We start from the raw sequence: 26,939 nt of genomic DNA, 5'->3' as shown, positions 1-26,939 counted from the left end.
TATAAATGCCCTTTATTTTTAAAGCAATTGACCATATTCAGCTCGCTGCTCCTAAAGGTAGTGAGGACACTGCAAGAAAATTTATCAAGAATATTTTAGGTTTTGACGAAGTTGAAAAACCTGAAGAATTAAAGAAGCGTGGCGGGGTTTGATTTGAATTTGGAAATTATCAAATACATATAGGAATCGAAGAATCATTTAATCCGGCCAAAAAGGCACATCCTGCTTTTGAAATAGAAAATATAGAGGAATTAAAAAGGCATCTGGTAACAAACGGTATTGATGTTATTGAAGATGATAAACTTCCAGGAGCTAAAAGGTTCTATATTTCTGACCCCTTTGGTAACCGTATCGAATTGTTAGAGTGGATTAAAGAATAAACACTTTCTTTTTGCAAACTAACGGGTGCTTTTACTTTACGTTTAGGGGAGTTGGATAATATGCTAAAAGGCTTATATGAGGTTCATCTGCCAGTTCATGATTTACAACGTTCGATTGAGTTTTATAGAAACCTTGGATTGCAATTGGCTTACGAATACGAAGACATTGCCTTTCTTTAGATTATACCAAACAAAACATGGCTAGGTCTTTGGAAAACAGATATTTCTAGGGATAGGGAACCTGCCAGTTTTCCAGGTTTAGCTTTTGAAGTGGATTTCGATGACATTAAGAAAGCAAGTATATGGCTCACTGAAAAAGGGATCACCCTTCGTTCTCATAGTGGATTGGAATCGTTGGAACCAATAGCTAGACCGCATCAGCAGAATGTATCGATTTATTTTGATGATCCAGATGGAAACGCTTTAGAATTGATGTGTAAATTGCCTGATGGTAGCCCGTCCGAACCAAGTAAAATGATATATTTAAGCCAACTTGAAAAACTTATCCAAAAATAAATCCATAAGTAACAGAAACCTTAAAGGGTGCAATTTTTTAATTCTAACAGGTGCTTTACCTCAATAAGGAAGGTTTCTGACGTAGCCTTTTTCTTATGTCATTAAAGAGGCAGGTTAGTTCCATAAGTAGAACATAATTAGTAGATAATGGTAAAATTAAAAATGAAAGGGGAAAGCTAATTATGATTATTAAAAGAATTTCTTGTCAGGTAAAGAAAGATCAAATAGACTTATTCTCAAAATTACAAGCACAATGGCAACCTGTAAATGTCATCAACGGATTTTTAGGACAAGCTGGTGGATGGAGTATAAAAAATGAATTTACTGCTTGTGTATTTTCCTTCTGGGAAAATAAAGACGTTTATGCTTATTTTATGAATAATGTTCACGACGGTATAATTTTAAACTCTAATCAGTCAAGTACATATACATCAATTGATGTTGAATTATTTGAAGAGGTCTTTAATATTCAGGGATTAGAAAAAGACATAGTATCGATTTTAAGAGAAAGTAATTTCATTCGAACTGCTTTGTCTACTGTAAAGGAGGGAAGGGCTTCTCATTTTATAGAAACACAAAGTAAAGTTTGGAATTCAGGAATGAAAAAGACTGAAAAAATGCTTGGTGGAGAGTTTGGTTCTTCTGTTAAAGATGATAAACGCTTCCTTGTACTCACTGGGTGGTTAAGTGAAGAAGCACATAAGGATTATATAATTTCATCCTTTTCTGCTTTAAAAAGTCAGTCAAAGACGGAATTGGATCTTGAAGGAATTATAGGGGAACAATTCATAATTGAAAATTCCTGGCGTGTTGTACCTTTAATATAGAAAGAGAGAGTGCTTATAGAACTTTAACGGGGCAGGTTTGTTGAAGAAGGATTTTCTATTTTATATCGTATTTACTTAGTAAGTATAAAAGGAGTGTGTAAAATATGAATCAATACCTGATAGGAATCTATAAAGGTGAGTTATCGAATCCTCAGCTAAATGAATTAATGGAATATACCTCCAAAATATCAAAAAACTCAATAACTACGATATCAATTTCTTCCCCAGAAAATCTGTCGTTATTGGTAGCTGAAGAAGAGTCTCAATTATCAACTGGACTTACTGACCAATATTACTTACTAACTAATGAATTACAAAAACTGAATCAATATCAGGATAATTTTTATTTCGTTTATGATTATAGGAATAGAAAGATAGTAAAAAACCCTACGGTAAGATGTTTCCTTTAATAAAATAACAATTAGTGGTACTAAGTTACAAAATCTAATTCAAACAGTTAAAGACGTAAAACAAGATGTATTTGCAGGTTTCAAAATAAACTTAGAAGAATCCTTTTTTCTGAAACATTAATTAATCTAATTCAATTATTCAGCTAACAGGAATCTTTCCTTCAATAAACCGCTCTTTTATGAGTGGTTTTTCTTTTGGTTAAAAATCAACAACAAACGAAAACATAGCCAATTAAAAAGGGGTTTTTGAATTTGTGGTTTAAACAACTGGCTGATAGCAATCAATTGGACTTTGAACAGGTACATATGCTGATATTTAAGGAAAGGCCATATTCAATACAAACAGGACACGTCGTTATTTTTTGGAAAACCGTTGGGAAGAAGAAGGTACAGTTCTTATTGCCATTATGAGGAGTCCGAGCTGTGCAGCTCATGATGAGACAGATGAATTTATGGTGTCATTTATTGGGACGGAGGTTAGCAGACAATATTCCTATTCAACCACTATATTACCTTGGATGTGATTGCAATATTGCTATACATCTAAGTCGGGATAGGATATTAAATTATGGTCTTTACCCTGATTGCAAAATTATTGAAATCTTTCTTTAAAATTATCAAGGTGGTTTGATTAGTGGAACACTTGATTACTCAAAATATGTGTGAAAAAAAGCATAAATCAAGGATACTGTGATACAAAAAAAATACTTCAACCAATCTTCGATATGATGATTGTACAAAGAAAAGTACGAAAAAAGCTCAATGAAATAAAACGAGGTGTAGTAGAGTTTCATCAAAAAAGAGAAGTTCTTCTCAATGAAACAGATCAATTAACGCAAAATTAAAACACTTTTGAAGAGATAATGGAGGAATCACAAAGGGAGAACTGCAAATTTTACACAAAAATACAGAAATTCAGGAATCTGAAAAAGCATAAACAAAATTAATATACAAAAATTATAATTAAACCTTTAATATCTCTTAAAATATATGAAATTAGAATATATAATATTAAAAATACAAAGGGAAAAAACCAAGATCAAATTGTTCTCAATAACAATTTGCCTTGGTTTTTTTTTGAGGTTAGGAACAATGAAAGATGATGAAGTATTCAGTAACATTAGTGGAGTGAATCAGATAAGGAACGTTTCGGAAAAGAACGGAAGAGTTCTTCTCAGTATGGATTTTTAGAATTATAGAACGTTCACATAAATTATCGTAAAAATGATTATTGGTATGAAATATAACCATTATCGTATAAATACAAATATGATAATTTCTTAATACGAGCTTTAACAAATCGATAATACATATACATAAAATATAGTTTCGAATAATAAGAAAAGGCGCTCTGTAAGTGTAACGGGTTCATTTTTGGATGTGAAGAATTAAATAAACACCGTAATTAGCAGTAATAATATCTATATAAAGGGAAGCTTTAGACATTTGGGGATTCTGTTTTCATTTTAACGGTTGTTTAAAATGGTGTTGCATTCTATGCGAAGAAGGAATAGACTTAAAAAAATAAATATTACGGGAGTCTGTGGAATCAGGCTGAGAGTATGACTAACTGTCGTAGACCGTTTGAACCTGTTGGGTAATGCCAGCGTAGGGATTGTGACTAGGGACTACTATGCACTTTGCTTACGCAAAGTGCTTTTTTTGTATGAAAGGATGGATTCGATGAATCAACAGCAAGAAATAACCAAAAGTATTGTTCGTTTTATGCTGAATGAAGTTTGCTCAGACGATGCATTCAATGAACACGCCTTACAATTATTTTCTTATCAATACCATAATAATCTTCCCTATCGAACCTTTTGTTATCAAAAAGGAAAGACGCCAAGAGTTGTTAAGTCATGGAGGGATATTCCGGCTGTTCCGATTAATGCTTTTAAAGAGGTAATGCTAAGCTCCACAAATCCCGAAGAAGCAGAAGCAGTTTTCATGACAAGCGGAACAACAAAAGGAATAAGGGGCAAACATTATCATCCCACTTTAGATATATTTGACAAGTCCATGATTTTAAACTTTAAGAAAAGATTTATGAAGGAAACGGAGAAAATCCGCATGGGGGTCCTTTTTCCAACAGAAATAGAAATGCCTAACTCTTCATTAGCCCGCTACTTGGGTCTTGGAATGCGAGAATTTGGTACGGAGGAAAGTCACTATCTAATAACTGAAAGTGGAATTAATATGGACCGCTTGCTGAAAGAACTTGACCATGCTGAAAAAACAGGGGAGCCTTATGCCCTTGTAGGCGCTAGTTTTAGTTTTGTACATATGATTGAGGAATTAGAACGAATGGGAAAAACCTTCATTTTACCAAAAGGAAGTAGAATCCTTGATACAGGAGGATACAAAAATCAATCAAAGGAATTGGGTTTGGATGAGTTTTATCACCTGCTTTCCACTTTTTTAGGTGTAGACCGATCTGATTGCATCAATATGTATGGTATGACAGAGCTAAGTACACAATTTTATGATTATGGAAATAAGAATGTTCCACCTATTAAATCAGGACCGCATTGGATCAGGACTAGAGTTATTAATCCTTTAACGGGTGAAGAGGTCCCGAAAGGGGAGCACGGAGTACTTGTCCACTGTGATTTAGCTAATTTTAATTCGGTAACTACAATCTTAACAGAAGATTTAGGGGTCGAGGTGGATGGCGGTTTTCTATTATTAGGGAGAGTTCAGGGAACAGAGGCAAAGGGCTGTTCAATAGCAGTGGACGAATTTTTAAAGGCTGCAAAGGGATTTTCGAAATGAGCGAGTTTGCAGGATATATACCGGATATAGGTGAAGAGGATTTTGAAAATTTAAGAGAAACGATAAAGAAATAGAGGTTGAGATTCCGCTTCTTACGGTTGAACAGATGAATAAAGTGATAGAAAAGGTTAAAAAGGCCAATACTGAAACCTTAAAGTCATTTTCCGTTGTTGAGATAATCAACATTATAGATAAAGCGATTGATAGATTACTGGATCGTAGCACATCATACCGTCAAAAAGCGGAACAGCTGTTGCCGATTATAACAGGATATGATGAAGAAGTAATTCGTCTTGGTCTTACTTCCTATTTGAAAAAATTTCGCAAACATGAACTCCAGCGCTTTGTGGTTGAGGATTTAGGAAATCCTTTATTGCTGGATGACTTTCAGCCTCGAATTAAAGGTGGATTTTCAAAGGCAGTCGGGCCTAACCTTATCACCCACGTATGGTCGGGAAATGTCCCCGCTCTTCCTTTATGGAGCTTTATCTCCGCATTGTTGGCCAAGTCAGGAAACATTGGGAAGGTTTCGAGTGCAGAGCCTTTGTTTGCGGGCTGGTTTGCCCATTTGTTAGTGGAAATTGAACCAAAATTGGCGGAGTGTTTTGCAGTTATTTGGTGGAAAGGGGGAGACAAAGAGCGGGAAACCTGCATATTGGAGCAAAGTGATGTTTTAGTGGGTTACGGAAGTAATGAGACGCTTGACGCCCTTCAAAGTCGAATTCCGATTACCACTCGGTTTTTGGCTTATGGACATAAAATCAGTTTTGGATTGATTTCTTGTTCAAGCCTAGATTCACAGAAATCTTTTGAAACGGTACGCCAAGCAGCACTGGAAGTAATCCGTTATGATCAGCAAGGCTGTTATTCTCCCCATATTTTTTATGTCCAACATGGCGGCAATGTTTCGCCAAGAGAATTTGCAAGATATATGGCGCATGAACTGGATAACTTGGAGAAAAGGTATCCACGCCGGAGTCTTTCAATGGAAGAGTCTGCAGTCCTAGCATCTTGGCGACAAAAAGAAGAGATGAGTATATTTTTTGATTTACAAAAAGAAGTGTTAGGAAATACAACACACGATTGGACTGTTGTTTACGAAGAAAAAGTCAACTTCACTCCAAGTTGTCTAAATCGAGTGATAAAAGTGATCGCATTTGAAAAAATAGAGGACCTGATTCCTTCAATTGAGCCTCACCGTGCTTTCCTTCAAACGGTTGGTATAGCTGGAAGCCCAAAAGAACTTTTTCATTGGGCAGAGTCATTAGGGAAAATAGGTGTAACACGTATAACTGCTTTGGGCAGTATGACTTCTCCCGAAGCGGGATGGCATCATGATGGCCGCTTTAATTTGCTAGATTTGATTAACATGGTAGATATAGAGTCCTCTGCTGAACTGTACAGTGAAAGATTTGCCCCTTATGTTGATTAGGAGGTAGTGGAATGGTTTTTTTGGCAGTTAATGATGTAACATACAGCTATCAAGGCAAAGGGTCAGTTATCAATCGAGTAAGCTGGGGGATTGAAGAAGGGGAGTTTCATTGTTTGCTGGGGAAGAGCGGATGTGGAAAAACGACATTATTAAAAATCGCTGCAGGCTTGTTGCAGGTTGATACCGGAAGCATTTCCCTTAATGGGAAGGAAGTTGTTAAGCCGTCTCCTGAAGCTGGCTTTGTCTTTCAATCCCCAACCTTATTAGAATGGAAAACTGTAATGGACAACGTTCTGTTGCCTGTTTCCCTTAGACGAAAGGTGACAGCAAAGGATCGAGAGAATGCCATGAAGTTATTGGAGACTGTTGGGTTAGCAGAATATATTCAGAGGTTCCCAGCACAATTATCAGGAGGTCAGCAGAGTCGTGTAGCCATTGCAAGGGCGCTCATTCAACAGCAGTCTATGATGTTTTTGGACGAACCATTTGCAGCACTAGACGCAATTACAAGAGAAGAATTACAGGACGATCTTTTAAAGATATGTAAACAACAAAATACAACAGTACTTTTTATTACACATGATATCTCGGAAGCTGTCTATCTATCAGACAGGATCGCAGTCATGGATCAAGGAAGCATTATCTATGAAACAGCTGTCCATCTTGAAAAGCCGCGAACGGTGGAAATGAGGTACAGCCTTTATTTTAATGAACTTTGCCTCAAGATACGTCAGGTAATGGGGGGCGAACGGTTTTGAAACAATTTCCGTTATACTCCGTATTACTTTTACTTATTTTGTTGTTTTTATGGGAAATAGGAGCAAGGTCCATGTCGGAGCTTGTACTACCGACCCCTTTTGTGATCTTCAGTACTCTTTTGGAGGGCATAAAAAGCGGATACTTTACTCCGCATCTTTTCCGGACAACGGCAGAGGTTTTACTAGGTCTGTTTTTTGGAGGGTTATTCGGATTTCTGGCTGGCATTATTTTGGGCGAAGTACCCTTTTTACGGAAGATTTTATTTCCTTATATTATTGCCAGTCAAGCAGTTCCAAAGCTCGCTCTAGCCCCTCTTTTTATACTTTGGTTTGGATTTGGAATGACCTCTAAGGTAGTGATTACCGCACTTATTTGTTTTTTTCCTTTATTGGAGAACACGGTTACGGCCATAAAGTATACGGATAGGCAGAAACAGGAGCTGTTTAAAGTGCTGGGAGCTTCCCGTTGGCAAACCTTAATACATTTAAAGATACCTGCTGGTATGCCGGGAATTATAGCTGGACTGCGCGTAGCGGTTGTATTGGCAATAGTAGGAGCAGTCGTTGGAGAGTTCATTGGTGGAAGTGACGGATTAGGGGCGGTGATTATCGCTTCACAGGGGATGATGGATACACCATTAATGTTCGCAACCTTGTTATTGTTGACATTCATGGGAATGGTTCTGTATCAGGCGGTGCAACTATTGGAAAAGAAATGGGTAATACGATATATGAAGGAGACGGAAAAAAAATGAAATCAAAAATTATTTTAATGGGTTTATTGTTATTGGTGGCAATAATTACAATCGCTTGTGGAGCGAAAGAAGAAGAGACAACCGATGAATCAGGTTCAGAGAAAATGCAGCCGGTCAGAGTAGCCAATTGGAGTAAGCCGATAACTGAGCAAACGAACCTATTGGTGGATGAGAAAAAACACTTTTTCAAGGATAAAGGATTGGACGTACGGGTTATTCCCGGAGCAGGTGGCGGGGATGCCATTAAAAATATTGTTTCAGGACAAGCAGACATTGCGTTTACAGATCCCGGCTCTCTTTTCTTTGCATTAGACAAAGGGGAAAATCTGAAGGTGATTTATAATATCTATCCACAAAATGTGTTTAACATTGTATCGCTTAAAGACAAAAACATTACAAAGCCACAGGATCTTAAAGGGAAAACAATTGGTGTATATAGTTTAACAAGCGGCACCCGTCAAAATTTATTGGTTCTTCTGCATCAGGCTGGACTTTCGGAAAACGATGTAAAAATCGTGGAGACAGGATTGTTGAATTTTGCCCCTTTGATGCAGGGAAAGGTGGATGCTGCGGCTGCAACAGATACAGGATTAGTAGTAGCTAAACAAAAAGGATTAGATGAAGTAAATGTAATGGAAGTAAAGGATTATTTGAATGTGCCTAGCGATGTATTTGTTGTCACAGAAAAGACGTATGAAGAAAAGAAAGACGTTCTGAAGGAATTTTTGAAGGCTTATAGAAGAAGCACGCAGTGGATGATCAAAAACCCAGAGGAAGCCGCTACACTAGCATCGGAATACGCGATTGACGGAAAAGATGAACAACAAAACCTGAAAATTATTAATTTGAGAAATGCTTCGAGTGTTTCCTCTGAAACTGAAAGTAAGAGATTAGGGGTACTTGATACATCGGTCTTGCAGAAAGCGGCAGATACGTATCAAAAACTAGGACTTATCGAAAATAGCATCGATATGAAAGAGTCAGTACGTGACGATCTTCTTCCTAACAATATGGAAGAGAAAAAATGAAGAAATTTCAGGGGAAAGTAGTACTGGTGACAGGAGCTAGCCGAGGAATAGGAGCTAGTATTGCTCGTGCATTTGCAAAGGAAGGATCCTTAGTGATCATCAACTACCTGCAAAACCAAGAGGCAGCTGAACAAGTTGCCCTAGATTGTACTAAACTTGGTGGTGAAGGATGGGCTATACAGGCCGATGTAACTTCTAAATCGTCAGTCAATCAGATGATAGAAAAAGTATTGGAAGCAGGGAAAATTGATGTTCTCGTGAATAATGCCTTTAAATCTTACATTTTTGATGCCAACCATCGTAAAATGGCATGGGAGCTAAACTGGGAAGATTATCAGGTGCAAATTGATGGGACCTTGCGTTCGACACATTATATGTGTCAGGCAGTCCTGCCCTATATGAAAAAACAGAGTTATGGCAGCATCATTAATATCACTAGTAACTTAGTTGAAAGACCGATTGTTCCTTATAATGAATACACGACAGCTAAAACCGCACTTATGGGTTATAGCCGTAATCTAGCTGCGGAGCTGGGACCTTTTGGTATTAGGGTTAATTGTGTTGCTCCTGGCCTTGTCTATCCAACGGATGCAAGCAAGGGTACAAAAGAAGAGTTAAAGGATCTCATCATATCCCAAACCCCTCTCCGTAGAATTGCAACTCCACAAGATGTAGCAGGACCCGTGTTGTTCCTAGCATCAGATTGGAGTCAGTTTATGACAGGGCAAACTTTATTTGTTGATGGCGGGCTTGTAATGTAATACAGCGACAAACTGGATTTATGTGTGTTTGTGGCATAAACTATTTATTATGGCAATATTCATAAAAGATTTTTAATTAGGTATTAAAATATATACATTGCGCCTTTATAATGGTATATGTAAGGAATTAAATAAATAAAAAAGGGAACCCCCCAAGAAGTTGCTTTTGTAGCAATGGTTCTTGGGGGTTTCTTCTTTTATATGGAGGGTTAATATGAACATTGGGAACAAAAATCGGGGTCAGGAATTTGATGGTCCAATAGATAACCTAGATCTACTTTGGTCAGTTAATGATACAGAACGTTTCGGAAAAGAAGGGAAGACTCTTTCCCAGTATGGTATTTATGAGAAACACTCTTCCTATTTTGGAATAAATGTTAAAAACTTGGAAATGAATAATATTAATTATGCTGATACAAGGAAGACGATGGATATGTTAACTAGTAAATTAGTATGCGAAAAATTACGATTACACCACAAAGTACATTAGAGGAAGCCTATTTAGACCAAGAGCAAATAAGCAATTGGTCTCCAAACTCAAAAAGGGCGTATAGAAAAAATATAAAAGATATTACTAACCATATGATTAGTAATGGATTACAGCCAATTCTTGAAAATGTTACGTATGAATATTGTCAAGTATGGAAAAACGATCAAGCTGAAAAGGTGAAGCCCGCTACATTAAAATCCTCTTTGTTTAGACATTTAAATCATGCAAAAATCATAGATGGTAATCCATTTTTAACGGTTAAAATTACAGACTATACCGAGCAGCAGTATTTATCTAAGGATTTGGACATCAACGAACTTTATCAAGTGTATAAGGCAGCACATGAATTACAAGTTCAAGGAATTAATGTCTTAGCTCCTATTCTTTTAGATATCTTTACCGGCTTTCGTTCAACAAATCTGATTAGTTTACAAGCTCAGTCTATAGATAAGGAGGCGGGTGGAATAAGAATTATATTTTCTAAGTCAGAAAAAAGTGAGGAGGATGAAAGAAAAAGGGAAGTAAAGACCCCTAACACGAAAAATAGAGAAACTTTTATTCCTTTACCTCCAAGAGTATTAGCTTATTTTTTGGAATATACAAAAGGAATGCACCCAGAAGATCCACTTCTATATGGATTACGCGGAAAGGCATTTGCTAACAAGCAAATGAATTATATAGTGCATAAAATTTGTGAACATCTAGGATGGATTACAGAGACTCCTGATTCCGAACCAAGTGACGGATTGAGCAAGAAAGCAGTAGTTGGTAAAAAAACATGTAAACAGAAAACGAGTAAATATTTTACTCCACATGGGTTACGTTATAGTGTGGCTACAATGTTCCATGAAATGGGTGTATCAGATAATGCGAAACGGTTGCTGTTACTGCATTCTAAGAAAGCGCAACAAGGTGCCTTAGAGCGTTATCTTCGTAGAGATACGAAAGAAGTAAAAGAATTACGTATGGCCCAAATTTTATTGGAAACGGTGCTTCAAACAGCTTTGGATATGGAAGATCAATTAGGCGTTCAAATGAATCAGAATGTGATCTATGAGAATTTGCCAGCAGCATTCCAAGGCCAAATGAACAACATGTATCATGTGCATTCATTTAAACAAAATATGATCCGTTTTACGATGTCAGTAGTAGAACAAAAGCTTACTCAAACAGTTATGCCGAATCAGCAAATCATGTTTCCGGAAGTTAGCCCCTATCCAAACCAAACAAATCATTCAAGTCAATATCCAAATCCATCTAGCCATCCTATTCCGAGTCATTATCAAGGGGGTTTTCAAGCAAGTGCATCAGCACCTATAAACACGAATTTTTATGCTAACCAACAGGATGTAATGGGGTTATATCATTCAAGTATTTCGTCACAGTTTTTTGCAGAAGGAAAAAGATAACTACCCATCAAGGGTAGTTTCTTCCTTTTAAAATATGTTAAACGAATCAATGGCTTTCTTTTTCTGTTCAAATTCTACATGCGTATACACTTGCGTTGAAGTGATGGATTCATGGCCTAATAATTCTTGAAGTGTTCTCAAATCCACATTTTCTTTGTTCTCTTGCAGCATAAGTGTAGCAAATGTATGGCGCAAATGGTGTAACGAAAAGCGGGAGGAGGCAGACCGGCTTTTCGTAAGGTCTTTTTAAAGATAGAGTGTAATCCACGTGGATTTTCAATGGTTTACCATCTTTATTCAAAAACACAGGCTCCGTAGGATAACTCTGATACGGACTCAGAGAATCCTTATAAGTACTAAGAAGAGAGATAAGGAGGGGATGAAGGGGCAACAATCGTTCCTTTTTACCTTTTCCATATATCCGGATTGTTTGATTGGAAAAATCCATTTGCGACCATGTAAGCGAGACAAGTTCGGACCGTCTCATACCGGTTACCGCCATTAGCTTGAACAAGATTTCATTTCGCTTTGATAAAGTCGAATCATCCTGTTCAAGCGAGCGGAATAATTGCTGAAGATCACTTAACGTCATATATACTGGCAACTTGTCGTCGGTTTTGGGTGTTTCAATGCCACTCATAAAGTCATGGTTAAGGTATTTTTCCTGTATGCAGTATTTAGTGAATGACTTAAAACTGGAAATCTTTCGGTTCATGGAACGCGGTTTTTACTTGTGGGTTCCCAGTTGATGCTGGATAAAGCGACGGACATGGGTCTTGGTGATTGAAGCCAAATCAGTTGAACAGTCATGATTACGTAAAAAAGTTAAAATTGAAGTAAATCGTATTCATAACTGACAACTGTATGTGTGGAATAATTTTTTTCAACTTGAATGTACAGTATGAATTCGTCAATTGCAGCTTTTAATTGCAAACCAAAAACCTCCAATAAAAGTTGTTTAGACGATAACTCATTATCCGTACAAATACACAACATTATCGTTCAAAAGGAGGATTATCGTTCACATGAAAAACGTGAAAAATTATAAGGAACATGCGGATAGAAGGTTCCAAAGTACAGATATTATAGGAACGTCAGGGGATAACCCCAATCACGGTGTAAAATTATCCTAGTTTACATAATATATATTATAGGAAGTTATATGAGATACTGATTTTTTGTCTCAAAATCTAAGAATACTTTAAGAAATGAGACGGAATAAAAAATTTAGATTAACGTAACCAAACTGATTGATTTATATTTCATTTATCATGCCTTTAAATAAATAAATGAATAAAAAGTTCTGGTTCAATTTATACAGAGCAATCTGTAATGATTATCATACGATTTACGTATAACTTTTTAAAAATTCACATTCCCAAGATCTCAAATTATGCTGACTGGTCTTTATAAAATGGTAAAAAACCAGAAAATCTTATATTAAAACAAACATTTCCTTTATTTATACAGTCCTTTTATGTATCCTTTTTTCCTAGTTACATCTGCACTGTTTCTGATGAATGAGGTCATATAAAATAGAAACTGTAAGTAATTGGAGGTTGATTATGAAGGAATTGAATATTTTAGGCAGCTGTGTTTCCAGAGACATCTTTCGTCTGCTGGATACCGATTATAAAGTGAATTATTATCATGCCCGCTCTTCTATTCTAAGTTTGATGTCAGCGCCATACCCATTAGAAGAGCAAGACGTTCAGCTTAAAAGCCGATTTAAGCAAAGAACGGTCCTTACAGATATGAATAAAACGTTCTTTCAGCAATTAGAAGAAAAAAAGAATGACTTGCTGATGATTGATTTTATAGATGAGCGTTTTGCTTTGTATCAGATTGGTTTTTCTTATGTTACCAGGTCCAGTTATTTTGTGGAGGCCGGTTTGAAGGAAAAATTGGGCGGCCGTGAAGTTAGAAAAGCAGATACCATCAAAGAATGGGAAACAGCTGTTTTTGTCAATATTATATTGAGCCAGAGCGATCACTTTAAAAGTGAGCCACTTAGTGTCTGTTAACTCCCATATTTGGGAGTAGTTGGGTGTTTGGGTGCCTTGCCCCGGAGAGGGGCAAGACACCCAAACACCTCGCCCGCCGTTGTTACCCTTCGACAACTTCCCGATGTTGCATACTTTGACGGAATCTATAGGATTCTCCGTTAAGTAGGTGGATGTGCGATCGGTGCGTAAGGCGATCAAGTAATGCAGCGGTCATTTTATCGTCGCCAAATATGTTTGTCCATTCCGAGAATTCTAGATTAGTTGTAACAATAACGCTCGCGCGTTCATAACGACTTGAAAAGAATTGGAACAATAACTCTGCTCCAATTTTGGAGAAGGGGACATACCCTAACTCATCAACAATGATCAAATCAAATTTGAGCCACTTCTTCTCAAATGCCCCAAGCTTATGCTCCTCGTTGGCCATAAGTAATTCTTCTACTAACGCCGATGCTGTAATAAACTTAGTTTTATAACCATTTTGAATCATTTCTACCCCAAGAGCGATTGCCAAGTGAGTTTTACCAGTACCACTATTCCCCAAAAATATTAGATTTTCCTTTTTGTCTACGAATTCACCCTTAGCCATGGTGATAAAGCGGTTTCGATTCAAGCTTGGCATTAAGCTGAAATCATAGGTATCTAATGTTTTCTGGACAGGGAACGCAGCTTGCTTAAGTCTCCTCTGTCTCTGATTTTCTTCTCTTGTTTCTAATTCTGTTTCTAGTAATGCCAATAGGTATTCTTCATAACTTAGGTTTCTTTCCTCCGCTTCTCTAGCGAGAGAGCGATACTGTCTTCCGATTGTCGGCATTCTAAGTTGCTTTACAATATGATCTAGCATGATTTCTGCATTCATTTTGTCTGACCTCCAGTTAGTTGTTCATATTGAGCTACATTTGACTTTTTAACTTTATAGTCTAGCAGATTTGTAGGTGTCTTCTCTTTAGAGAGCTCGTGAGACTTCAAATGGTTATTCGTTAGCCTTTGGATGATTTCATGCACAACTTCATAACGAAAAACTTGTGCTTCCTCAGCCTCACTCAAGGCCTGTGTTAACTTTTCCATTCCAATTTCACGATGAAGGAGGAGAAGTCGTATGAACTTTCGATCTCCAATGGCTCCTTCTTGTTCTCTCATCTTCCGATGAAAACGCCTGAACACAGCTGGAATGTCAGAAGCTTGGAAAGCATGTGCATCACGTATCGCACGAGGCTTTTTTATCAACGCTTCTAGATAATGGTCCAATACAGTAATCATTTGATTTCGTTCATTTGAACGTAAATGTTCTGCGATCACTTGGTTTTGAGCCACAACGATCACTCGGTCGACAAAAATTTTTGCCCATACAGCTTGGCCGACATAACCACATGGGACAGAATACTGATTGGTTTCGATTGAGATTAGTGAAGTCTTGTTTACCTGACAAGAGACTAGCTTACAGGCTTCAAACCGTTGTTCAGGAAGTGGGTGAAGATATTCCTTTTCTTTAGCCCACATATCAGCGATTGTTTCTTTGGTATAAGGAACGGTTTTGCGTTCTGCCTCGTTAAAACACCAATCTTGTAAATAATCATTCAATTCATCTAGTGTCTGAACCTCCGGCTCAGGTACAAAGGCATTTCTTCTTACATAGCCTACCAATCCCTCTACACGTCCTTTTTCATTTCCAGATCTGACATTGCAGAACTCAGATTTGAATAGATAATGTGTTTGTAAGGCAAGAAATGATTCCTGTTCCAATCGGTCTCTACCTTGAAGGATTTTTACCACAGCTGTTTTTAAATTATCAAATAGACCTTCAGTTGGAACTCCTCCAAAAAATTCAAACGCATGAACAAATCCATCAAGGAAAGCTTCCTGTTTTTCATGAAGATAAGCTCTCACAAACCTTACACGACTTGCGGAAAGCTGAATGCAAAAGAGGTAAATACGTTTCTTTCGACCCTGTAGAATGATGTCCGCCTCTCCCCAGTCGAATTGGAATTGGTGGCCGAGTTGAAAATCAAGAGGAATGAAGACTTCCTGAAGCTTTTTTCTGCGTTTCCTTACTATTTTTCGTATATTAGATTCCGAACCTTCAAAGTCATATTCATTAACTAATCTGTTATATATATTGGTAGCCGTATGTTTCTGCTTACCCCATCGGTTGAGGTCATCCTCTAACCATTGGTCAATTATTGGTAATACCCGTTTTGTTTCTTCAGAATAATCTTTAGTACCACCATAGATTCTTTGGCGTTGTATGGTTGTTGGAGCTTCCTGTTCTTTTAAATACTTACTTACTGTATTCCTTGAAATACCAAGCTTTTTAGCTATTTGTCTTTGTGATAGTCCTTCTACCTCATGTAAGAATTTGATATTATAAAATTGAGCCATATCGATCATCCTTTGTGCCTCTCTCTAAAAGTGATAGTTTGGTCACTTTCAATCATAAGAGAGGTTATCAAAATTGGAAATCATGTGGCTCATTTTTTATGTGATCGAACCCTTCAAAAGTGGCTCAATATTAAATTATCAAATACAACAGCATGCCTTCAGTTTATTGAAGAATTGAAGACGTTATATAAACCGGAAAATATCTTGTTACATCGGGCTTTTTTCACCTATGAATATGTTAATAAACATAACGAAAAACAAAAATTTGATGACCGAAGAACCAAAATCTACATAAATATTAATAGATTGCTGAAGCATTATTATGATTTCTTTGAAAACAATATGCCTGGGATTCGCACGATTGAACTCCCTGAAGGCAGTTATTATGCCTGGGAAGAACATGAATGGGGATTGGCCCCTATGCATTATCAAAACGAATACTACGAACGCATTTATGAAGAATTTGAAAAGACCTTCAATAAGCAAACAGTACTGATTTAATGACAGTATAATACATAGCGGTCTCCCTCTCTCTTTGGATCCGGCTAAATTAAAGAAAGCTCGTCTCAGTTTAAAGAGACGAGCTTTCTTATTATAATTCTATTTTGTTTTTAATGGCTTGATACCATATATTATAACCTTGATCATTTGGATGTTTCCGGTCATTTTCTAACGTATTAGAGAGTTCCAATCCTTTCTTTCTAGCTATCTCTTCATAGTTTTTCCAAAAATCTATATAGGTCCATCCCTCTCCTTTTATGAAATCTCCGACGAGGTGAACATATTCTTGATATGTGAGATGCTGGGCATTTGGCCTGCCGTCATAAAGGGTTACATCATTTGGCGGCATTAGATATATTTTCGCATCTGGAAATTGTATCGACAGCCTGTTTATAGCTTGCTCAACATAATGTTTGGATTGAGTCAAATTGAGTTTTTGGAAGTCATTAATTAAGCTTGTTTCGTAAATAATTACATCAGGTGTCAGACCTTCCGCATTCAGATTAGTCGTCGTTTTTAATGTGTTATTGATGATATCTTTTGTTGTGTATCCTCCTGTGCCAAGATTTAAAAAAACCACTTCAGGATTTTGCCTTTTCAATTGTCTATATAATTGACCTGCCCAGGAAATTTGAGGATCCGATGCTCCAATTCCCTGAGTCACACTGCTGCCCAATAATAAGACCACCTTTCTGTCATGATTTCCGCTTTCTATTTTCTTACTTAGACTGTCTGTCAATTCCTTTTGATGATGATTAGTAAAAAGGATGATGATAAGCCCTGCAAACAAAATACTAATAACATTTACGATAAGTAGCTTCCTCACTGTCCACACTTCCATTCTTGGCTGTTAGCTTTTTATTGATGCCCGTCTTTCGTTTATGACATCAGTTTCTTCATGTGAAAAAAAGACGCCGGTTTTAAACACCGGCGCATTTGTCTATTTATACTTTGTCTAATTCATGCGGTCCGCTTATCTAGAGTTTCTTCTTTTGCAATATCCAATTGCTTTCCGCTTGCTTCTTCTTTCATAATGATATTTTGAATGTATTCATACGTATTTTTTGTATTCGTTCCATCAATGCACTCCATCAATTGTCCGTACTTTGATTGATGATCAACAGACTGCGGATTTTGATAGTTCTTTACAATATGGGAATGTAACTGATCAAATGCTCCCACAATGTCTCCGAAGGCAATATCTTTCTGCAGGATGTTGGGAGCTCCGTATTCCTGTTCCGCAAGCTCTTTATCTTCCCAATACAGAATAACGTTCGTTCCCCCGGCAAAGGCATAAAAAACAACAGAAGAATAATCGGATATCAATACCTTACTTCTTAGTAAAGCCTCTTTAATATCCCCTTCGTAAAAGTACGTATGATACTTTTCAAATACTTCTGGGAATTGTTCTTGCAAAATAAGCTTAGATTTTGGGTGAAGCACTACATTCACTTTAATCCCTTTATAGAATTCATTATTTTTCACTAATTCAATAAAAGAAAAATACCGATCTAAGTAGCTGCCGGGTTCAATGCTTCCCGTTAAATCCCAAGGCCTCCACGTTAACATAAATGTTATTTCTTTTTTCTGATTTTCTTTTTCCTTTACATACAAATCAAGGTTAGGAAGACCGGTCACCATGATCTCTTCATCGGTATATCCTGTATGTTCAGTAAATAGGCTTTTTTCAAATTGAGAGTTTACCAGGATGTAGTCTGGAGCAATCGGAACCTTTCGATTAAAATACCCTCGTTCAAATATGTTTGTACACATACAAACGCCATGCTGCAGCATTACTTTTTTATCTACATCAAGAATCTTTTCTTTGATTAAAGAATCATTATCATACAGTCTTCTTTGGATATGACTGACTAAATCAGAAGACTGAAAACTCTTAGCCGTAAAAATATGATAAAAAGCAATAAAACTATTTTTCGCCACCAGTTTTTTACCATATTTTTGTTTAAGGACGCGATATTCAGGATGGTCCTTATCAAGGACATATACACAGTCATCTTTTCGTGTATATGCATATTTGAAGACTTCAAATGCCGATTCCGAAGCCCCTGCGCTGAACTTCTCAAAGTACACATCATATTTTTCTTTATTTGAAACGAATAGATTCACATATAGCTTAGCGAGCTTTTCTTTTAAAACAATCGATTTCGACATAATATTTGTAACAACTATAACATATTGCCCCGTAATCGATTTCCTTATAAAGAGCTCACTATTGTTCTTTCTCAGGCGGAAAGAGCGCGTATTCCAAATATAATGATTTCTGCTATAAACGTGACGTGAATCTGACCGTAAAAAATACCATAGGCTGTAATCGTCCTGACTCAGCTTTATAAAGACTGGTATATTAATATTGCTAGTTTCCAGATAATAAGCATATATATCTTTCATAGGAATCCACGCCCAGTAGGCATGAACAAGCAATGCAAGTTTATTTGTACGCAGTGCATACTTTTCCCTTATCCATTTAGGAAACAAAAAGTGAAGTTTATAATTAAGTGCTTTATCATATCCTAAGGACAAGTATGCGCTGTTAAATGTCTGGTTTCTTACACGCATGACTCCAAAAAATAAAAAATGGAAAAAGAGAAGAAAGACAATCGAACGATAGAATGGCGTTTTCTCTACCTTATCTAATATTCTAGATAATTTCATATTATCCTGATGTGTCTTTACAAAAGATAAACGGCATTTTGTATCTACGAAAAATACGATCCGTTCGTTCTTTCGTTTTCCCTCTTTCGTGACAAAAGAGTCTTCTAAAACGAGCGTTTGTAAAATGGTCATCGGCTCGTATTCATCGAAAATGATTTTTTCTCCTGTCTCTTTACTATAAATATAGTATTTCATATTATCTTTTTTGTTTTTTATCAGGCTCCTAGTCCCATTGAAAACCGTATAGCCTTCATTAAGCAAAGCCTTACTGTTTTCAAAAGATCCAAAGGACAAATTATGCCTCAATCCAACCCCTCCTACTTTCTATCAAGCTTTGTTCTCCATAGCAACAAGTGACAATGCCACAAATAATAATATATCGATATAAAAATTCCAGCCTTAATAGTATTACTGAATGAACCGGGCGTAAATAGGAAAAAAGGATAATTACAAATGTTAAAAAATGAGCAACACTGCTTATAATCCACCATAAAACAAACCGATTCTCCTACCTGTTAATTGGAAGTTTCCGGTGATTTAAGGTACTATCTTCAGGCATAATACTTCAATAAATTGTAAGTCTTATGTAATAAAACAACTATTATAAGATAATAAAATGACGTAATTAGTCATAGAAAGAAAAGAAGTTTTTTCCTAATTGTAAGGACAATGGCTTGCAAAAGCGGCTATTAGCCGTTAAAAAAATATGAAATCTTTCACTATTATTACTTTTCCGCTTGTAATTCTCTTCTTATTAGAGGGAAATCAATCAAAGGTATTTTGGAAAGGAAAATAGGTTTATGATAAACTGTTATTTCTTCAAGGCATTTCCTTAAGAAAGGCAGTTTACATATGAAAAAAATAGCCATACTCTTTTCTCTCTTCTTTTTATTAACGGGCTGCACGACTAATCAAACCCAACCAAATGAAAAAGTTCCTGAACAGACTGATCCAGACAGCGGCCAGAATCATTTTAGTGAGGAGATACCGGCTCCGTATCAATACAGTAATGACTCTGTACAGATCCAAATCCAGCCTTATGAAAAACGAAATGTGAGATATTGGATTTCCACTATAAAAGTCCTAAATGCCGAACAGCTGAAGTCTGCATTTTCAAATGAAACGATAAGCTTACAAAAAGAAAAAACATCTAAAATAGCGGGTAAGAACGGAGCGATACTTGCTGTAAACGGAGCAGATGTTGCTTTTAAATCACGAAGTCTTGTGATCAGAAACGGAGAAATGTACAGAGAATCATTCAGCCCCTTGGAAATCCGAAAAGACGGAACCCTTTTTATCGGTGAAGGAGACCGAACCGCAGAAGATATGAAGAAAGACGGAGTTCTGCATAGTTTTGATTTTGGGCCTGAACTGATCGTCGATGGTAAAAGAAGTCCGTATTATGAGGAAGCGTGGTATTCCGATAAACCTGCTCCTAGGACAGCTATTGGCCAAAGAACCCCGCACGAGTACATAATCATTACAGTGGATGGCAGGTCAAAAGAATCAAGGGGAATGACTTTCAGGGATTTAACCGCACTATTTGAAGAATTAGGGGCCAAGTGGGCATACAACTTGGACGGCGGGGGCAGCACCACCCTCTATTTTAATGGAGAAGTCCTGAATACCCCATCCGATGGCAGTGAACGTCCAGTATCTGATATCTTATATGTAGAAAAATAAAAAACATAAAGAGTGTCCTTTCGGATGCTCTTTATGTTTTTTACGGAGGTTATTCAAATAATATGGATTTAGCTAATAATGTGATTGTCATATCGTCCATCGGAGGATTATGTAAACCTGCCCTTACATCACGATAATACCGCTGCATCGGATTTGTTCGCTGTAAACTTTTTGCACCTACTACCCGCATCGCTTTATCTACGATGGAAATCGCATGATTGGTTACTGCATGCTTAACTGCTCCCAGCTCTTTCCCCATCTCGCCTCGCTGATCCTTCTGATTATCCCATTTTTCAGCTACTGAATAGAGAAAATGGCGAGCTTCTGTCAGTTCCAATTCGATCTCTCCTATAGCACGCTGAACATTAGGCAATTCACGAATAGGACCGGGAAGGCTGTTTGGAGAATAAGTTTTTGCAAACCCAATTGCATAATTTCTTGCGGCTGCCGCTATTCCTATATAACAGGCAGGAATATGCAATAGCCAGCCTTCGGAATTCCTTCCGGTTTTTTTTCTTTCAACACAGTACCGTTCTTCAATCATCACATTTTCGAGAATAAGATCATGACTTCCTGTTCCCTGCATAGCAACCATGTCCCATGTTTCTTCTATTCTTACTCCTTCCGTATTGCGATGGATCATAAAGACGCCAAGTGTATCCTCCTCAGGAATCCACGCCGTCACTAAAAAGATATCGAGAACAGGTGACAGTGTGGTGAAGGTTTTTCTGCCGTTAATCTGCCACTTGCCATTCATGTGAACAGCTGTCGTTTCCGGCCGCCCCCCTCTGGTTGGACTTCCGGTCGCAGGCTCTGTAGCAGCGGTATTCGTTAATGCGCCTTTACTGATTTCGGTGAAAAATTCATCCATAACTGATTTTTCCCACGGTCGTTTTTCAGTCAATGACAGAACTGTTCCCACATGCCAGCCGATGGCCAGTGCGGTTGGCCCATCCTCCATTGCAATCCGTTCCTGCGCAAGCAGAAAATCATATAACGTACCTCCTCTGCCGCCATATTCCTTTGCTAATGTCAGCTGAGGATATTGAAATTCTTTCAGCTCCTGTATATTTTTGAAAGGGAAGCCTTTTGTTTCATCAAGATGGGCTGCCCTGCTCTTAAATGACTTAATAGCATGCCCAAGGCTTTCAATATACTGTTCTTGTTCTTTCGTTTGATAAAAAGACAATCCTATCCATCCCCTCGGAACCAGTAAAAATGGCCGAAATGAATCCTGCCATTTATTCCTCGTTGTTTTAATCTGTTTCTTTATTTTTATACTTTCGGCTTCCTAATTTATAAGCTTCTTTCGCCTTATCCATGTTTTTCTCATCGATAAAATAGACAATAGCTGCCTGTCCAATACCATAAGTGACAGCACCTGCCACAGCTCCTGATACAGCATGCCCTGCTGCAGGAATTACTCTTACTGCCGCACGGACTCCTTCACGGACTAAAAGACCGATCCCCACATTTACTCCGATAGCAGCAATGAATTCTCCAGCTGCTTTTGTATTAAGTTCTTTATCTGCAATAAAACCAATAATGATGATCATGAGACCCTGCATTGCTGTCAAAATGGGAAAATCAGCAAAAGGTATCGGTTCTGCCCCGATAAGTCCGGTAATAGCCGTAAATGTACCTACAATGGTCAGTGCATATTTCCGTTTCACATAATGACTTTGTATAGCTTTAGCCGTTCTCAGCTTCGCTTCACTGGGTAAGGCCTCAATTAAATAGTGAGACAGTTCATCAATGTTCCAGCGCATATCATAATCAATCCCGCCTTTATCGTTAAAATCCACATAGGAACATGTCGGAATAATATTTAATAACGGAATCCCATTTTCCTGAAATCTTTTGGCCATTAATTGTACCGCTTCATCAATGTTTTCTTTTTTCTTAGGATGAGCATCAAACGGAGTTTGCTTATAATGCGGCGGATCCAATTCATCTACCTGGGTAATGACACAAAGAACCGGAACATCATAATGATGCTCTTCCTTCACAATTTTCCGGAGTTTATTTAATTCCTGAAGATCTTCTTCGATCCGAGAGTCTGTTTCTTTGGCTTTAATCAGGAAAAGAAACACGTCAGGCTGTTCGTTCTTTACAGCTTTGGCCAGTTCGGCTATAGGCGTTGTTTCACTGATTTCCTCTGTCGGCTTTTCGCTTTCTCCCAGTCCTCTGGAATCCAGCAATCGGATTTTCTTTTCCTCCTGACTTGGATACCATAGCCATTTCCCTTTACCGGTACCTGATTTGACAGAGCTTACATATTGTTTTTCTTTTCCGAACATCGCATTAATGAGCGACGACTTACCGGAACCCCTTCTCCCCACAAGGGCAATACGCGGTTCACGCGAATCTACTGTCATTGTTTTAATGCCTATCAGCTGTTCCAGCATTTTTTGTTTTTTTGATTGCGAAATGGGCAGTTTATCGACTTGTCCTTGAATAAACTTATAGATACTTCCCATTTCTTCTTTTTGATCCTTCTTCATGCGGCGACACCCCTTCTTTACAAAGCTTCTATGCTATAGTGTTACCCCTGTAAAGCCTTTATTAAGCGTTGCACCAAAGTGTCTCGCCTAATTGAAGTATTTTCAGAGCAGAATCATCAAGCTCCAATCGGCGCCACTCTGCAATAAGACGCTCCAATGCCTCCGGTCCTGTATCATCCGCCAGACGATAAGCGCCATAATGCATCGGAATAAAAACAGATCCTGTCAATTCCTGAAAGGCTTTTACGGCGTCTTCAGGGTTGATATGGGACACTTGCATGAACCATTCGGGTTCATAGGCTCCAATCGGCATTAACACATAGTCCAGGTTGAATTCCCGGCCGATATCCTCGAATCCTCGGAAATAGCCAGTATCACCGGCAAAATAAATACCCACGCCAGTATCCAGATCTTCTATAACCCATCCGCCCCAGTGAGAAGTGTTCATATCAAAAATGGTTCTCCGGGTCCAATGCTGCGCAGGCACAAAAGTCAATTTTACATCTTCCATAACAAAGCCTTCCCACCAATTCGATTCTATAACTTGTTGGTAGCCCCTTATTTTGAATAGATGCTTAAGTCCTTCAGGCACTAAGAAATAAGGATTGCCGCTTAGCTTCCGAATACTCTGAAAATCAAGATGATCATAATGTCCATGTGAGATGACCACAATATCGATTTCTGGCAAGTCTTGTATAGAAAGGCCGGGCTCGGTTTGCCGTTTTTGGGCGCCCATCCTTTTTGCCCAGACAGGATCTGTCAGGATATTAAGCCCCTGCACCTGAATCAAGAACGTTGAATGTCCAATCCAAGTGATAGAAGTCTCTGAGCGATTAGACTGTAACCTTTCCGTTTCTTTTCTTTCAGCTTGCGGTATTAGTGTATCGATATCCTTTACCTTCTTGCGCCTTTCTTGTGACCATTTCAGCAAATCTTTAAATCCTTTTTGATTCAATATGCCGTCCAAATTTTCATACCGTTTTTTCATCGTATCATCCCTTTACAGCAGCAGTCTCGGCTTCTAAAAATTTCAGTATGCTTGCTAAATATTTTTGAATCTCCTGTACTTGATGTGCTGCTGAATCAGCGATTTGTTTATAATGATAACAGCCCTCATCCGTTATCCGTAAATATCTTTTTGTGCGCTTTTCACTTTCCCAGCGGCCAACCAAGAGATCTTTCTCTTCCATTTCATGTGCCAGATCATATAAATATCCATTGCTTGCTATCCAGCCAAACTTATCTTTTAAAAGTTCTCCAACTTCTCCCATATAGATAGGACGGCGGGAAAAAGCAACTTTTAGGGTTACATATCGAACAAGATCCTTTACAGAGATGATTTTGGAAAAATAAGAACGATATTCTTCGGGCAAATTATGTTTGACAGGAGGATTTGGACCTGAACCTGTTAAATCGAACATAAATCGGTCTATGACCTTTTTTACTTCGACAAAACGGGTGAAATAGTTTTCTTGATACCATTTAAAAAGCTCGTGCCCTTTTTGTGTTAATTGATAGTAGTTCTTTCGTTTTTCTGTATATACCTTCAGGTGGCCGGACTGAACCAGCAGTTTTGCTGTTTTGCATAAATAGTCATAACTGTGTACTTTTCCGGTGAACAAGGTTTTTAACTCCTGGTGAATGGCCCGCGGATAGTTGGTCCGAATAGATAGGGAATGCAATAAGAATAAAGTTAAAAATTCGCGTTGGCTCAATCCTACAGACTCCAGTGAGACAGTGGGCTTTTCGTCTTTCTTCATGAACCAGACCTCCTCGCCGGTTTATTTTCAGTATCAGAATATTTGCTCCTGCTTATCTTAATTATCCTGTGATGGTACAAAATAGTAAAGTATTTAATACTTGGCTGTTTTTTTATTATTTTAAATTAAGAATATTCTGACGAGGTTTATTTTAAAATAAACACTCATAAAAAGGCCCTAATTGAACCGCATCCAAATTGTTAGAAACCATCAACAATTGGAGGTGCTTTTCTTAGAGTTAAATTTATTCAGAAGAGAAATTAAAAGCTCTAAAGAGCTATATATAGGGTGAAAGAAGGCTGATGTCAATTTCTGATTATAGGGGGTGAACAAAGCTGTATTTCAGAAATGGGTAAAACAAAATCAATTCCATGGAGAAAAACCTTTGAAAAAAGCTATACATCATATAATGGGCAGTTTAAACTAAACGTACTTAATTATAAATATCACACCGGGACGTCACCGAAAAAAGCAGTTATAATTTGAGTCTCTAGGAACAGGCGCCCTGGAATCTTAGAAAAAGGAGCGTCCAGCAATGAAGAAAGAAACAAAAAAATCCACACCGTTTGAATTACAAGAGGAACAAGAACATTTACGTATGGAGAACGCATACGCTAAAAAAATCGAACACCTTAGATCAGAAGAAGGAAAGATCACCAAACAAGACAAAGCGAAAGCAATATATGAATTAAAGAATGAATATTCGGTGAAAGCACTTTTACTGCTCGCAGAAATTCCGCCCAGTACGTATTATTATTGTGTGAAAAATTTTGATCGTCCAGATCCTAATGCAGAGATTAAGGAATTAATTCAAACTATTTATGATGAACATGAGGGTCGTTTTGGCTATCGGCGAATCCGTGATGAACTTAGAAACCGTGGACACATAGTGAATCATAAAAAAGTTCAACGTATCATGAAACAAATGGGTTTAAAATGTATAGTACGGAGGAATTTGCAAGAGTAGAACACTTTAAGTTAGAACTGAAAAATATAGAGAATTCTATAACCAACAACGAATCAAGGCAAAACTAAAAGGCCTGAGCCCGGTTCAATACCAGGTTCAGACCTTACAAGCTGCTTAATTAAAATAACTTTGTTTAACTTTAAGGGATTATTTCAACAAGTCCGGCTTTTTTTATTGCTCCGTTAAAATAATCGGACCATTTTTTGTGATAGCGATCGTATGTTCATACTGGGCAGATAATTGTCCGTCTGCAGTTCTAGCTGTCCAATTATTTCTGTCCATTTTCATATGCCAGGTTCCTGCATTAAGCATCGGTTCGATGGTAATAACCATGCCCTCTTTTAAGCGGGCGCCTTTACCGGGCTTTCCATAATGAAGAACCGTTGGATCTTCATGCATGCTCTCTCCAATTCCATGGCCTGTGAAATCTCTGACAACAGAAAACTTTTCACCTTCTGCGTAGGATTGAATTGCATGCCCGATATCTCCCAGTCGATTTCCAACCGTTGCTGCTGCAATCCCTTTATACAAGGATTCTTTTGTAACATCGAGCAGGCGCTGTGCATCCTTTGAGATTTCTCCGACACCATAGGTCCAAGCTGAATCCGCAAGCGCGCCATTTAGTCGGACTACCATGTCAATCGTTACAATGTCTCCCTCTTTTAGTGCCTTTTTCTGCGGGAATCCGTGGCAGATCTCATCGTTCACCGATGCGCATGTTGCGTATTTATATCCCTGATATCCTTTCTGTTCTGGGGTTGCTCCATGCTCTTTGAGAAATTTCTCTACAAATTCTTCGATTTCCCAGGTCGTGATCCCAGGCTTGATCATTTTGGCAATTTCTCTGTGAGTTGCCGCCAGTAATTTACCTGCTTCGTGCATCATTTCAATTTCGCGTTCACTTTTTAGAGTAATCATCTATTTTCCT

At 37.8% G+C, this 26,939-nt stretch carries 26 protein-coding genes, 4 pseudogenes and 1 riboswitch; of the genes and pseudogenes, 18 read left to right on the top strand and 12 right to left on the bottom strand.

The features are described from left to right. Positions 1 to 5 precede the first annotated feature (5 nt). From BQ4305_RS21005 to BQ4305_RS20945, 13 genes and pseudogenes are all read left to right on the top strand, one after another. A pseudogene (locus BQ4305_RS21005) lies at positions 6 to 380 on the top strand (VOC family protein). Positions 381 to 440: 60 nt separating this feature from the next. Beyond that, positions 441 to 560 carry a VOC family protein gene (locus tag BQ4305_RS22365; protein WP_407640173.1) on the top strand — a complete coding sequence of 40 codons (120 nt, stop codon included), beginning with the start codon at positions 441 to 443 and terminating at the stop codon, positions 558 to 560. 90 nt (positions 561 to 650) lie between these two features. Then, the gene (locus tag BQ4305_RS21000) at positions 651 to 896 is read left to right on the top strand and encodes a VOC family protein (RefSeq protein WP_110929645.1); all 246 of its coding nucleotides are present in this window, start codon (positions 651 to 653) and stop codon (positions 894 to 896) included. A gap of 182 nt (positions 897 to 1,078) precedes the next feature. Then, positions 1,079 to 1,723 carry a YdbC family protein gene (locus tag BQ4305_RS20995; RefSeq protein ID WP_110929644.1) on the top strand — a complete coding sequence of 215 codons (645 nt, stop codon included), beginning with the start codon at positions 1,079 to 1,081 and terminating at the stop codon, positions 1,721 to 1,723. Positions 1,724 to 1,827: 104 nt separating this feature from the next. Further along, positions 1,828 to 2,133 carry a hypothetical protein gene (locus BQ4305_RS20990; RefSeq protein WP_110929643.1) on the top strand — a complete coding sequence of 102 codons (306 nt, stop codon included), beginning with the start codon at positions 1,828 to 1,830 and terminating at the stop codon, positions 2,131 to 2,133. Positions 2,134 to 3,656: 1,523 nt separating this feature from the next. Continuing rightward, positions 3,657 to 3,766, top strand: a riboswitch (TPP riboswitch). Between the two features lie 50 nt (positions 3,767 to 3,816). Then, entirely contained in the window at positions 3,817 to 4,905 is a 1,089-nt protein-coding gene (locus tag BQ4305_RS20980; RefSeq protein ID WP_110929641.1) for a LuxE/PaaK family acyltransferase, read from the top strand. A 106-nt stretch (positions 4,906 to 5,011) separates the two neighbouring features. Next, on the top strand, positions 5,012 to 6,337 hold the full coding sequence (locus BQ4305_RS20975) for an acyl-CoA reductase (protein WP_234397018.1): 1,326 nt from the start codon (positions 5,012 to 5,014) through the stop codon (positions 6,335 to 6,337). Positions 6,338 to 6,348: 11 nt separating this feature from the next. After that, complete coding sequence (locus tag BQ4305_RS20970) at positions 6,349 to 7,095, top strand: ABC transporter ATP-binding protein (protein WP_110929640.1); 747 nt, start codon at positions 6,349 to 6,351, stop codon at positions 7,093 to 7,095. Between the two features lie 71 nt (positions 7,096 to 7,166). Next, positions 7,167 to 7,850, top strand: coding sequence for an ABC transporter permease (locus tag BQ4305_RS20965; RefSeq protein ID WP_234397017.1), 684 nt, complete (start codon positions 7,167 to 7,169; stop codon positions 7,848 to 7,850). Next, positions 7,847 to 8,878: an ABC transporter substrate-binding protein gene (locus BQ4305_RS20960; RefSeq protein WP_110929638.1), complete on the top strand. Its 1,032-nt coding sequence runs from the start codon at positions 7,847 to 7,849 to the stop codon at positions 8,876 to 8,878. The genes BQ4305_RS20965 and BQ4305_RS20960 overlap by 4 nt, the downstream gene beginning before the upstream one ends. After that, a complete protein-coding gene (locus BQ4305_RS20955; RefSeq protein ID WP_110929637.1) occupies positions 8,875 to 9,639 on the top strand; it encodes an SDR family oxidoreductase in 765 nt (254 codons plus the stop codon). Before BQ4305_RS20960 ends, BQ4305_RS20955 begins: the two co-directional genes overlap by 4 nt. A 214-nt stretch (positions 9,640 to 9,853) precedes the next feature. After that, positions 9,854 to 10,129: a hypothetical protein gene (locus BQ4305_RS20950; RefSeq protein WP_110929636.1), complete on the top strand. Its 276-nt coding sequence runs from the start codon at positions 9,854 to 9,856 to the stop codon at positions 10,127 to 10,129. Then, positions 10,093 to 11,538 carry a tyrosine-type recombinase/integrase gene (locus tag BQ4305_RS20945; protein WP_110929635.1) on the top strand — a complete coding sequence of 482 codons (1,446 nt, stop codon included), beginning with the start codon at positions 10,093 to 10,095 and terminating at the stop codon, positions 11,536 to 11,538. Before BQ4305_RS20950 ends, BQ4305_RS20945 begins: the two co-directional genes overlap by 37 nt. A 27-nt stretch (positions 11,539 to 11,565) precedes the next feature. Here BQ4305_RS20945 and BQ4305_RS22130 read toward each other — a convergent pair whose 3' ends face one another. From BQ4305_RS22130 to BQ4305_RS21970, 3 genes and pseudogenes are all read right to left on the bottom strand, one after another. Next, entirely contained in the window at positions 11,566 to 11,733 is a 168-nt protein-coding gene (locus BQ4305_RS22130; protein ID WP_324611619.1) for a tyrosine-type recombinase/integrase, read from the bottom strand. A gap of 139 nt (positions 11,734 to 11,872) precedes the next feature. Then, positions 11,873 to 12,130, bottom strand: a pseudogene (locus BQ4305_RS22125) (tyrosine-type recombinase/integrase); the annotation flags it as partial. A gap of 233 nt (positions 12,131 to 12,363) precedes the next feature. Next, entirely contained in the window at positions 12,364 to 12,534 is a 171-nt protein-coding gene (locus BQ4305_RS21970; RefSeq protein WP_234397016.1) for a site-specific integrase, read from the bottom strand. Between the two features lie 569 nt (positions 12,535 to 13,103). Between BQ4305_RS21970 and BQ4305_RS20935 the strand changes: the two genes are divergently transcribed. Continuing rightward, positions 13,104 to 13,562, top strand: a complete 459-nt coding sequence (locus tag BQ4305_RS20935) for a DUF6270 domain-containing protein (RefSeq protein WP_110929634.1) — start codon at positions 13,104 to 13,106, stop codon at positions 13,560 to 13,562. Between the two features lie 82 nt (positions 13,563 to 13,644). On the opposite strand, the gene istB is transcribed toward BQ4305_RS20935, so the two are convergent. Next, positions 13,645 to 14,403 carry an IS21-like element helper ATPase IstB gene (gene istB, locus BQ4305_RS20930; protein WP_110927700.1) on the bottom strand — a complete coding sequence of 253 codons (759 nt, stop codon included), beginning with the start codon at positions 14,401 to 14,403 and terminating at the stop codon, positions 13,645 to 13,647. Then, positions 14,400 to 15,923, bottom strand: coding sequence for an IS21 family transposase (gene istA / locus BQ4305_RS20925; protein WP_234396927.1), 1,524 nt, complete (start codon positions 15,921 to 15,923; stop codon positions 14,400 to 14,402). Before istA ends, istB begins: the two co-directional genes overlap by 4 nt. Positions 15,924 to 16,007: 84 nt before the next feature. Between istA and BQ4305_RS20920 the strand changes: the two genes are divergently transcribed. Next, on the top strand, positions 16,008 to 16,424 hold the full coding sequence (locus BQ4305_RS20920) for a DUF6270 domain-containing protein (protein WP_199880786.1): 417 nt from the start codon (positions 16,008 to 16,010) through the stop codon (positions 16,422 to 16,424). A 91-nt stretch (positions 16,425 to 16,515) separates the two neighbouring features. On the opposite strand, the gene BQ4305_RS20915 is transcribed toward BQ4305_RS20920, so the two are convergent. Next, positions 16,516 to 17,250 carry an SGNH/GDSL hydrolase family protein gene (locus BQ4305_RS20915; protein WP_199880785.1) on the bottom strand — a complete coding sequence of 245 codons (735 nt, stop codon included), beginning with the start codon at positions 17,248 to 17,250 and terminating at the stop codon, positions 16,516 to 16,518. A gap of 134 nt (positions 17,251 to 17,384) precedes the next feature. Beyond that, positions 17,385 to 19,403, bottom strand: a complete 2,019-nt coding sequence (locus tag BQ4305_RS20910) for a CDP-glycerol glycerophosphotransferase family protein (protein ID WP_110929631.1) — start codon at positions 19,401 to 19,403, stop codon at positions 17,385 to 17,387. 546 nt (positions 19,404 to 19,949) lie between these two features. Here BQ4305_RS20910 and BQ4305_RS20905 point away from each other — a divergent pair. Continuing rightward, a complete protein-coding gene (locus tag BQ4305_RS20905) occupies positions 19,950 to 20,780 on the top strand; it encodes a phosphodiester glycosidase family protein (protein WP_110929630.1) in 831 nt (276 codons plus the stop codon). Between the two features lie 49 nt (positions 20,781 to 20,829). Here BQ4305_RS20905 and BQ4305_RS20900 read toward each other — a convergent pair whose 3' ends face one another. The 4 genes from BQ4305_RS20900 to BQ4305_RS20885 form a co-directional block, all read right to left on the bottom strand. Further along, the gene (locus BQ4305_RS20900) at positions 20,830 to 21,975 is read right to left on the bottom strand and encodes an acyl-CoA dehydrogenase family protein (protein WP_110929629.1); all 1,146 of its coding nucleotides are present in this window, start codon (positions 21,973 to 21,975) and stop codon (positions 20,830 to 20,832) included. 61 nt (positions 21,976 to 22,036) lie between these two features. Continuing rightward, entirely contained in the window at positions 22,037 to 23,284 is a 1,248-nt protein-coding gene (locus BQ4305_RS20895) for a GTPase family protein (protein WP_110929628.1), read from the bottom strand. A gap of 61 nt (positions 23,285 to 23,345) precedes the next feature. Beyond that, the gene (locus BQ4305_RS20890; RefSeq protein ID WP_110929627.1) at positions 23,346 to 24,272 is read right to left on the bottom strand and encodes an MBL fold metallo-hydrolase; all 927 of its coding nucleotides are present in this window, start codon (positions 24,270 to 24,272) and stop codon (positions 23,346 to 23,348) included. A 4-nt stretch (positions 24,273 to 24,276) separates the two neighbouring features. Then, positions 24,277 to 25,044: a helix-turn-helix transcriptional regulator gene (locus BQ4305_RS20885; protein WP_110929626.1), complete on the bottom strand. Its 768-nt coding sequence runs from the start codon at positions 25,042 to 25,044 to the stop codon at positions 24,277 to 24,279. Between the two features lie 592 nt (positions 25,045 to 25,636). Between BQ4305_RS20885 and BQ4305_RS22360 the strand changes: the two are divergent. Together BQ4305_RS22360 and BQ4305_RS22355 are read left to right on the top strand one after the other, a co-directional pair. Continuing rightward, positions 25,637 to 25,993 (top strand): annotated as a pseudogene (locus BQ4305_RS22360) (IS3 family transposase); the annotation flags it as partial. 37 nt (positions 25,994 to 26,030) lie between these two features. Further along, positions 26,031 to 26,129, top strand: a pseudogene (locus BQ4305_RS22355) (IS3 family transposase); the annotation flags it as partial. 53 nt (positions 26,130 to 26,182) lie between these two features. Here the strand turns inward: BQ4305_RS22355 and map are convergent. Next, a complete protein-coding gene (gene map / locus BQ4305_RS20870; RefSeq protein WP_110929624.1) occupies positions 26,183 to 26,929 on the bottom strand; it encodes a type I methionyl aminopeptidase in 747 nt (248 codons plus the stop codon). Positions 26,930 to 26,939: the final 10 nt, after the last annotated feature.

The organism is Bacillus massiliglaciei, assembly GCF_900098925.1.
In the GTDB taxonomy this organism is placed as follows: Bacteria; Bacillota; Bacilli; order Bacillales; family DSM-1321; genus Peribacillus; species Peribacillus massiliglaciei.
Note: the sequence above shows the minus strand (reverse complement) of the source record. Positions and strands in the feature narration are given on the sequence as shown.